The organism is Okeania sp. SIO3I5, from assembly GCF_010672085.1.
Lineage (GTDB): Bacteria > Cyanobacteriota > Cyanobacteriia > Cyanobacteriales > Microcoleaceae > Trichodesmium.
Genome location: NZ_JAAHHT010000316.1, coordinates 1 through 9,337 on the forward strand (window position 1 = coordinate 1; position 9,337 = coordinate 9,337).

7 protein-coding genes, 1 tRNA gene and 1 pseudogene are annotated in these 9,337 nt (G+C 31.6%); 6 read left to right on the forward strand and 3 right to left on the reverse strand.

Annotated features, from left to right (window positions below):
- Together F6K40_RS36315 and F6K40_RS36320 are read left to right on the forward strand one after the other, a co-directional pair.
- A pseudogene (locus tag F6K40_RS36315) lies at nt 1-245 on the forward strand (photosystem II q(b) protein); the annotation flags it as partial.
- 412 nt (nt 246-657) lie between these two features.
- Nucleotides 658-729, forward strand: a tRNA-Cys gene (locus F6K40_RS36320).
- 465 nt (nt 730-1,194) lie between these two features.
- Here the strand turns inward: F6K40_RS36320 and F6K40_RS36325 are convergent.
- Nucleotides 1,195-1,797: a hypothetical protein gene (locus tag F6K40_RS36325; RefSeq protein WP_293143870.1), complete on the reverse strand. Its 603-nt coding sequence runs from the start codon at nt 1,795-1,797 to the stop codon at nt 1,195-1,197.
- Between the two features lie 1,146 nt (nt 1,798-2,943).
- On the opposite strand from F6K40_RS36325, the gene F6K40_RS36330 reads away from it, so the two are divergent.
- Nucleotides 2,944-3,513 carry a hypothetical protein gene (locus tag F6K40_RS36330; protein WP_293143873.1) on the forward strand — a complete coding sequence of 190 codons (570 nt, stop codon included), beginning with the start codon at nt 2,944-2,946 and terminating at the stop codon, nt 3,511-3,513.
- Nucleotides 3,514-3,671: 158 nt separating this feature from the next.
- Here F6K40_RS36330 and dacB read toward each other — a convergent pair whose 3' ends face one another.
- On the reverse strand, nt 3,672-5,135 hold the full coding sequence (gene dacB / locus F6K40_RS36335) for a D-alanyl-D-alanine carboxypeptidase/D-alanyl-D-alanine endopeptidase (protein ID WP_293143876.1): 1,464 nt from the start codon (nt 5,133-5,135) through the stop codon (nt 3,672-3,674).
- Nucleotides 5,136-5,853: 718 nt separating this feature from the next.
- On the opposite strand from dacB, the gene F6K40_RS36340 reads away from it, so the two are divergent.
- Nucleotides 5,854-5,994, forward strand: coding sequence for a hypothetical protein (locus tag F6K40_RS36340; RefSeq protein WP_293143878.1), 141 nt, complete (start codon nt 5,854-5,856; stop codon nt 5,992-5,994).
- 49 nt (nt 5,995-6,043) lie between these two features.
- On the opposite strand, the gene F6K40_RS36345 is transcribed toward F6K40_RS36340, so the two are convergent.
- Nucleotides 6,044-6,172: a hypothetical protein gene (locus F6K40_RS36345; protein WP_293143883.1), complete on the reverse strand. Its 129-nt coding sequence runs from the start codon at nt 6,170-6,172 to the stop codon at nt 6,044-6,046.
- 600 nt (nt 6,173-6,772) lie between these two features.
- On the opposite strand from F6K40_RS36345, the gene F6K40_RS36350 reads away from it, so the two are divergent.
- Both F6K40_RS36350 and F6K40_RS36355 read left to right on the forward strand, forming a co-directional pair.
- Nucleotides 6,773-7,804: a sigma-70 RNA polymerase sigma factor region 4 domain-containing protein gene (locus F6K40_RS36350; RefSeq protein WP_293143886.1), complete on the forward strand. Its 1,032-nt coding sequence runs from the start codon at nt 6,773-6,775 to the stop codon at nt 7,802-7,804.
- A 175-nt stretch (nt 7,805-7,979) separates the two neighbouring features.
- On the forward strand, nt 7,980-9,337 hold a 1,358-nt coding region (locus tag F6K40_RS36355), incomplete at its 3' end, for a pentapeptide repeat-containing protein (protein ID WP_293143889.1).

Sequence of the window (9,337 nt, forward strand, 5' to 3'; positions counted from 1 at the left end):
TCTTCTTAGGAGCATGGCCAGTAGTAGGAATCTGGTTCACAGCATTAGGTGTGAGTACAATGGCATTCAACCTAAACGGTTTCAACTTCAACCAGTCTATCATTGACTCCAGTGGTCGTGTAGTAAATACTTGGGCAGACATCATCAACCGGGCTAACTTAGGAATGGAAGTAATGCACGAGCGTAACGCTCACAACTTCCCTCTAGATTTAGCTGCAGTAGAAGCTCCTTCTATCAAGGGTTAATCATTAACCGATTGATTAATTAAAAAAAGCTCTCCAGAAATGGAGAGCTTTTTTTATTTTCAAGATAATAATTATCAATTGTTAATTATTGAAAAACACTATACGTCAGCTGATTAGTTTATTTTTAGAGGTTATATTTTTTGTTCTCACTCCTAGTTTGAGTCTTGCCCAAATTAATTTTCAATATTCACATTCTAACATACTATATGTAAACCCGCAACATTGATTGGTTTTCATGCCCTAGCTCCCGTGCGGGAGAGCGCGAGTCTTCAACCAACGTTTTGATAAATAGCTTTAAGTATTTGTCCATAGTGCAATGGAAAGCAAGGCCATAAGTGATTTAGAACCCATTCAGTTTAAGGCTTGCGATATTTCCTTGAATAGTGTATACTTAATATAAGTAAGTAAAAACGGCGGCATGGCCAAGTGGTAAGGCAAGGGTCTGCAAAATCCTCATCCCCCAGTTCGAATCTGGGTGCCGCCTTTGATTTTAGTTATAACTTATTAATATTGATAGGCCTTTGATTAAGGTCTTTTTTTTGTTGTTAATTTGTCTGGTTATTTTAACGGTTTTAACTCACATTCCGCACCACAAAATGTAGTATAGAATCAGGAATCAGGAGACTCGAGACAGGAGACTCGAGACAGGAGACTTAAGAGAGAATTTTAGAAGAAAATCATAGCTGCCGTAATTGAGTAAATAATCAAGCAAGTATTTATGCTTGATTATTTACTCGGAATTTGATCAACGAAAAAAGTAATTGAGATGATTTGCATAGTATAAATACTTACCAAGTCACGAATTTTTATGCTACTTTTAATAATGCAAATTGAAGTGCGGAATCTGGGTTTTAAGGGTATTAACCTCGAAAAAACTTAAATTTCCTGTAGACATTTACCTTTTGGTTTACACGGGACTATACCAACGGACAAGATATGATTTATGACTTCATTTTAATGATGGTAGGTAACTAACTTTAGCCCATGTAGCAATAATATTACCTAGCCATTGAATCTTGTCATAAGACTGATAGACAAGAAGATGATAATCTTGATGGGTAGTTTTGATTAATAGGCCCCATGATGAAAATTTATTTCCTTTAAAACCGCTAGTTTTAACTTGTTGTATATATTGAATTTTTGAGCGCCTAATCTTTTGTTTTTTTTGTCTAAAAGTACCTAATTTTTCACTGAAAATTAGGCAGTCAAATCTTAAGTCAAAGGTGGCTTTTGCTAGAAAAAAATATAGGATTATATAGGCTTGATTAAAAATTTTAGCAGCAAAAAAATACATCACTAAAGGAATAAAGAAAAATATAAAAGTTAAAATACTGATTAAATAATCTTGAATCAGAATAAATGAAGTTATCAGCAATGTAGCAATAAAAATACAGAATAATATCCAAGCTAAAATGCAAATAATTGCGAATATAAGTAAGTATCTCATACCATTTGGACGGTAAAATAATAGAAGCTCACTATTAGGAGTGTAGAATATTCTAAAGCCTTTCGGAGGTGGAATAATTGGTAACATAATCACTGCCAAAATCATACAAGAATTTATCCGCTTCCCATCTTAACGGTGCAAACTCCACATTCACCGCGATCAAATCCTTTTTTTGTGCCTGTTAAACCTAGATATTCTCGCAGTACATCTAAATAATGTCACGGGAGGTTCTATATTTGGCTGATGTTGCACTCCATTAATTATTTAATGTTAATGCTATTTTTTCTTTTTCTAACATTTGCATAATCTATAAAATTAGATAACTACAATGTTTGTTAATGATATCATACCTGGGCAATTTTGGTCAATTTATCTGATCTGGAAACTGCACCTGGATATCAATTAATAAAATCAAGTTTATCAAGTAGTGATTTTATTAATTGATAGATCTGCAAAATATTGTCTATATTTTTCGTTTTAGCTAAAAATTATCATTGGCAATAAATCCTAAATTTTCTGGTTAAATTATATCAATAAACCTATACAATCAGGAATAAATTCTCATCAACATTTCTGACTTTGTAGCCAATATAGCTGCTCCCATTCATTTTAGATAGTTATCTCTATCGTTTTCTCTTTTTTTTCAAAATTTATCCCTTCTATCTTAAATAACTAAAGCCTTCTTCCTTACTTTTACCTTATGTAACAAACATTTATCACGCTTGGTATAAGAGCTAACCATAAAACTAGAAGCTCAAAAGAGAAATTTCCTCAAGCTTAATTTTTTTTTGAAGATTGATAGAATAAAAAAAACATCAAAGCAAAAAAGAATTGATTAACTATTTGAAGTAAATATTATGAGTAGTGCTTCATTTTATGGACACTATCAAGAAATTAGGGAATTGGGGTCTGGAGGATAAAGCCAAACATTCCTCTATCAATATATGCAACTCTCAGTCAATCCCTATTCTTTAGATAGTTTTGAAGAGTATAGTTAATTTTACTTAGCATAAAAATATGTAGAACGGCTATCTCTGAGTAATCAACTACCTCCTGGTAAAGTTTGGTAAAAAAACCAGGTAATATTAATGCTGCAAGAGGTTTTGGAAATTATCAAGTTTATTCACCAACAATAAGAGGTTATCCATTGAGGTATTAAACCAGACAATTTAGCAGGATTTTTTGCACTGCATCAATCAAAAAATAATATAACCAGTTAATTTCAAAATCACAGGAAAATAAGGATTAAAAATGAAAAATCAACATCTTAAAAAAAAGAATTCAAACTCATTTTTACATGGGTCAAATAAGGCTTTAATTCAAATAGTAGTTTACTCTTTTGTAACTACCTTTTTTCTACCTCTTCAAATAGCTACTGGAATAAGTTTACCTCAGTCTACTACGGCAGAATTATCAACAAATAAAAGCTATAATTCTTCTGATAAAAATTCACCAAAATATCTCGCTCAATCAAATCCTCTTTATGGTTGCTTGAGGCTAACTTATAGTGTTTTAGGTATTGTTTACGAAAGTGTTTTACAGATGAATGGTTATGAAGGAATTATGATTACTCAATATTTCGAGCCAAATATTGGACGTACTGCTTATGTTCAGCAAACTATGAGGATGCGTAGCTCTCCAAGAGGAATAGTTATTCTCGGCTACGACCCTGTATATCCTGGTACGAATCGCAAACACCCCACTTACATTCCAGACAACTTTTTCTTCCAAGTTAGACCGAATGGTGATTATATTTTTGCACTTATGGATGATGCGGGTCAACTTTCTCCTGTAGAAGTAAATCAATGTGCGAGACGATAAATTGGGATAGTTAAAACCAAAACGTTGTAGGGAGGTTCCATCGAGTTTCCCTACTGTTTATCCCAACAAAAACCGCTATAGTATTAATTTTATGTCACCTAGTATCAGAGTTTTCAATGGTTCTAAATACTGTTTAATTTTTGACGGATAAATAATTTCTAATCACAATAATTTAACTGAGTCAAGAGCAAAACAATTTCATCAATAGCAGTTCTCAACTCTTTGGTTTCTAAATCATATTGATTAACAATAATACTAAAAACTAAAGGCTGAAAATTCCTAGGCTGAATATATCCTGCTAAACCAGAAACTCCACTAATTGCTCCTGTTTTTGCTTGTACATTTTCCTCTGCAAAACTATTTCTAAAACGCCGACTTAATGTGCCACTAATACCAGCAATAGGTAAAGAATTTCTGTAAATATTTGCCCAGGGAGAATTAGCCATTATTCTGAGAGTTTGTACTAAAGCCTCCGGACTAATTAAATTATGACGAGATAAACCAGAACCATCATTTAATTTAAAACTATTGGGAGTAACTCCTAATCTAGTTAAAGTTACTTTTACCTCTTCTAAACTTTTTGCCAAAGTATCATTATCAGATTTTTTATTAGGAACTAATCTACTCCTAACTCCTAGTTGACGTAACAAGGCTTCTGCATAAACATTATTACTTTTTTTATTCACTTCTTCTATTAATTCTGATAGTGTGGAAGATTCGACAAAAGCTAATTCAGTTAAGTTTAAATTAGAGGTTATTTGTGAATTTTTTACTATTCGAGAAACCCTAATTCCTTCTGACTCTAAAACTTGACGAAATTTATTTAAAAAATTATCCACAGGTTCTACAACTGCCACATAAACAGGTTCCGATGCCGAGCCAATTCGGAGTTGCCCAGATATACGAATTATTGGTTGAATAAAATCTCGCCCTACTTCAACAAATTCTTTTTCATTTGTCGTTACAGTCACCGAATTATTTTCTATTTGCCATTTTTTACTTTCCGCCGAATTAACAAAAGTAACTTTTAAAGGTTGACCTAAACCTTGAGGAGATAAAACTAAATCTATAGCATTTTGATTAAATATTAAACTATTAATTGGTGCGCCATAACCAGCTTGAACGTCTTCCCATTCCCAATTAGGATTAACTGTTATTCCCTGAAAATAACTATCATCAGCAATTAGTTGCTCGATATTTTCTAATCCCTGTTCTTTTAGTTGTTCAGCTAAACTTTTCATTTGAGTTTCTGTGAAACTAGGATCGCCTCTACCAACAACATATATATTGTTTTTACCATCACTATAAACTGAAGTTCTAATTCTAAAATTAGGTCTTAGTTTTTGTAATGCTGCTGCAGTTGTTAATAGTTTAGCTGTAGAAGCAGGGATAAAATAATATTCAGCATCTCGGCTGTAAATTGTAGTTTTTCCAGATAAAGTTTCGACTAAAATTCCCCACCGAGTTCGACGAAAAATTGGGCGATTTATTACAGTATCAATAGCATTAGTTAGTTCCGTAGGACAAATTTCTTTGGTGGTTTCTTGACTAAGTGCGATTAATGGATTGAGAAATAATACAAGGAAAGTAATTGTAATTTTTTTAAGGTACAGTTTAAACATTTGCGATTGACTAAAAATAGAGTTTGAGATGAAGGCGAGCTTTGTTTACTCACACCACCTACAAGAATGATTATTTTTATCAAAAAAGAACTTTGATTTTAACATACATATTTTAGTCTTAACCTTTTAAAGTTAGACGCGCTAATAGGATAAGGCATAACTGTTAGACTCTAAATTGTAAGCTAGTTATTTGAAAGTTACAGGTTTATCTAAGTTGGCTAACATTTTTTTCTCCCCTTGGGCAATTAATACCATTTTGATAAATGTTTGCTACAAATACTTAGGGAATTTTTTAGGACTCAGGAGTCAGGAGTCGTATGGGAATGGCTTCAACAGCATTTTTTAGTCGAAAATCATCTTTTTCTCAAAGAGGGATCTCCTGTAAAATATTTTTCTACCCATTACTATTCGTAACATTCTTTTTTCAAATTGGTATAACTTAGTGCATCGAGAAGGTTTGAAGAAACACTTAGAATTCAACTTAGTAAGAATATTACTAATCAATAAAGGAAAGAAATCATCATTCATTAATGGATAATTACTTCTCCCTTTTAGGAATAGGATTGACTAAAATGAAAAAATTTATTGTTTTCCCCTTTAAAGGAAAAGCTTTAAACATGAATTATTTAATGATTTAATGATTTAATTGTTTAATTATTAATTATTTCAGTAACAAGTTTCTAAATGTGAGGTTTTTGTAACCAATTGGGTTTGTTTAATGCTAACCAAAATAGTTGTTTCAGATAATCTTTTATTTATTTCATCCCAGTTGGCAGCAAATTTACATGATTTTTACTTGGGAAATTATCGTCTAGATTGTGGCGTTTTAGTTGGTTTGCATAAATATCAAAAGTTTTAATAGGTTAAAATTTGTGTCAATTTTCCACCGTGAAATATTTTGGGAAAATCTAGTCAGGCAATCCAGTTGGCAGCAAATTTACATGATTTTTACTAGGTAAATTATCGTCTAGATTGTGGCGTTGTAGTTGGTTTGCATAAATATCAAAAGTTTTAACAGCTATTAAAATTTGTGTCAATTTTCCACCGTGAAATATTTTGGGAAAATCTAGTCAGGCAATCCAGTTGGCAGCAAATTTACATGATTTTTACTAGGTAAATTATCGTCTAGATTGTGGCGTTGTAGTTGGTTTGCATAAATATCAAAAGTTTTAACAGGTTAAAATTTGTGTCAATTTTCCACCGTGAAATGTTTTTGGAAAATCTAGTCAGGCAATAAGAGGGTAGTCTCTGAAATTTTTCTATTTTCAGACACAAATATTCAGTAGAGATACCCGGAAGCAGATTTGATATGACCATAAAAGCTAAATAATATTGTCACATTTTTGCCATTCTCGGACACAAATATAGGTAGAGGTACTGTGAAGTGCTAAGTCACTTCTATTCTGAAAGTTTAGCCAGACTAGAAAGTATAGTATAGTAGTGCAATACCAACTTTAAAAAGGTGCTTACAGTAAAATCATCTACAAAACCCAGACCTTTACCAAAAAACATTAGAAATGGATGACTTTAATCAGGAACTAAATAGTAAAATACGCAGGATGCTAGTGTCTAAATATTTCCTAGCATTTATTGACAGAAATCTCCAGCAATTTGGATTAGATTCTTATTATGATGCAATGTATGTAGTTGTCAAAACTCGTGAAATTGCTTTAGAAAAAATTATATATGGAGAAATGCTCTATGCTTGGTTAAAGATAATTTGTTTAAATGTCATTAAAAATCTTGAGGAAAAAACAAAGTCTGAAAAATCAGTAGAAAATAAAACTAATGACTTCAATCAAGAACTAAATAGTAAGATACAGGCGATGCGAGAGTCTGAATCTTTTCAGCAATTTATTAACCCAAAGCTCAAGCAATTTGGATTACATTCTGATTATGATGAAATGGATATAGTTGTCAAAGCTCGTGAAATTGCTTTAGAAAAAATAGTTGTCAAAGCTCGTGAAATTGCTTTAGAAAAAATTGTACCTGAAAAAATATTTGGAAGTTTTAATCCTTGGTTTAGGAGAATTTGTTTTAATGTCATTAGAAATCTTGACGAAAAAACAAATTCTCAAAATTCAGGACCAAATAAAACGAAAGAATTAGACTGTGATATATACAGGATGCGAGAGTCTAAATATTTTCAAGCATTTATTTATCACAATCTTAACCAACGTAGATTACATTTTTATTACGATATAATGGATGTAGTTGTCGAAGCTCGTGAAATTGCTTTAGAAAAAATTATATCTGAAAAAGTAAATGTTGAAAATTTTGATCCTTGGTACAAGACAATCTGTTTGAACGTCATTAAAAATTTTGCTAAAAAGATAAAACCTGGAAAATTAGTTGAAAAACTCAAAAACAAAAGCGATCTAACTTACTCAAAAGAAGATTTAATATATTCAACAGAACCTAACCTAAAATTATTAAGTGAAGGTTTGGAAAAGTTAAGTGAAGAAGAAAAATTTATTTTGCACTTGAGAGAGGTTGAAGGATATTTATGGAAGGAAGTGGCAAAAAGCGTTGCTGATTTTAACGAATTAATTATCGAGGATTTAGATGATGAAAAAAGGTTAGTCGATAGAGTTCGACAAAAAGGAAGAAGAGCTTTACAAAAATTACGAGATTCATTTGGGATAAAATTATCAGCAGAAGTCAATTAATTATAGTAAAGGTTAAAGGGGGTGAGTTAAAATAAATCTTGTAGAAAGTTAAGATTATTTTCTCTCCCTCTTAATAATCTGATGGTGATAATTTAGAAAAGCTAAGATTTAGTTAGTTTGAAAAAATATTGGGGATAGAGAAATTATTGATACGAAAGAAAAAGGAGTTAATATAATGCTAATTCATTCATCTAAACAACCACGCAAAAATTATCAAAATCGTTCTTTTAAAAATCAAGATTTAACAGGTGCAGATTTTTCTTTTGCTGATATAAGAGGAGCAGATTTTACTGGAGCAAATCTCACGAAGGCTAACTTCAACTATGCTTTAGCAGGATTAACAAAATCTCAGATAATCATCAAATTTATTGTCACGGCTATCCTGTTTATAACTTCAGGTATTGCAGTATTTCTTGCTGTTACAGTTCCCATTAGATTTATTGCTTCTGAATCAGGGGAACTAAACCATCTTGGTATGGCAATATTAATGTTTATAGAATTTGTCAATATTAGTTTATTAGTGGTTACTATCCGCCAAGGAATTGTAGAAACAATAAAATATTTACTTTATCTATTTTCTCTAATAATACTAACAATTCCAATACTTGAAGCTTTGGCAATAAGTGAGAAAAAACTTGACATTTTTTTTCGTTTTTTCAGAATTTCAGAAGCACCAAATTGGGTCCTTTGGTTATCAGGACAATTAAGGATATTTAGGAGTAGCAATATTATCATAGGTATAGATAATTATTGGAATAATGGAGATGTGAATTCTATACTGGGTATAATTCTGACTTTAATGATTTCTATAATGGCAATATTTGTATTAGTTTTTACTCTTAGTTTAGCTGTTGTTTTAGCAGAAATTATCGCTGAAAAATGGTTGGCAAATACAGCAGTAGCAGGAATCTCAGTAGTAATAGCTGGAGGATTGACTATTTCAAATTATTTTAGAAGTTATTCTAGTCCGTGGATGCTTATTATCCTATGTATAGTTCTTTGTTTAACCTTAATATTAATATGTCAATATCTTGCAAAAAAGATATTAGCTGAAGACAAAAATAATCTTTTCATCCTTAAATTTGCTGTTGCCATTGGAGCTATAAAAGGCACTTGTTTTAAAAATGCAAATTTAACCGATGCCGACTTTAGTCATGCCATCCTTAAAAGCACAAATTTTCGATTTGTTAATGCTACTCGCACATTCTGGCGAGAAACCAAATATTTGAAATTTGCTAGAGTCGAAGCAACTATATTAGAAGATATAAAAGTCAGAGAATTATTAATAACTGGATGGGGAAAAGACCAACAATATATAGAAGCAAATTTAAGAGGAGCAAACCTGGTAAGTGCCGACTTAAGTAATGCCAATTTCAAACTAGCAGACTTAGGAGAAGCTTCTCTAAAAGCTGCCAATTTAAACAATGCAAATTTAACCGAAGCATTAGCAATAGGCACTAATTTTACCACCGCTCAAATGTCAGGAACTTGTTTAGAAGCTTGGAATATTGACCACACAACTATCCTCAATAA

Coding starts and splice junctions, on each gene's coding strand:
- F6K40_RS36325 (WP_293143870.1), bottom strand. CDS start 1,797: ATGATTTTGGCAGTGATTATGTTACCAATTATTCCACCTCCGAAAGGC.
- F6K40_RS36330 (WP_293143873.1), top strand. CDS start 2,944: ATGAAAAATCAACATCTTAAAAAAAAGAATTCAAACTCATTTTTACAT.
- dacB (WP_293143876.1), bottom strand. CDS start 5,135: ATGTTTAAACTGTACCTTAAAAAAATTACAATTACTTTCCTTGTATTA.
- F6K40_RS36340 (WP_293143878.1), top strand. CDS start 5,854: ATGCTAACCAAAATAGTTGTTTCAGATAATCTTTTATTTATTTCATCC.
- F6K40_RS36350 (WP_293143886.1), top strand. CDS start 6,773: ATGTATGTAGTTGTCAAAACTCGTGAAATTGCTTTAGAAAAAATTATA.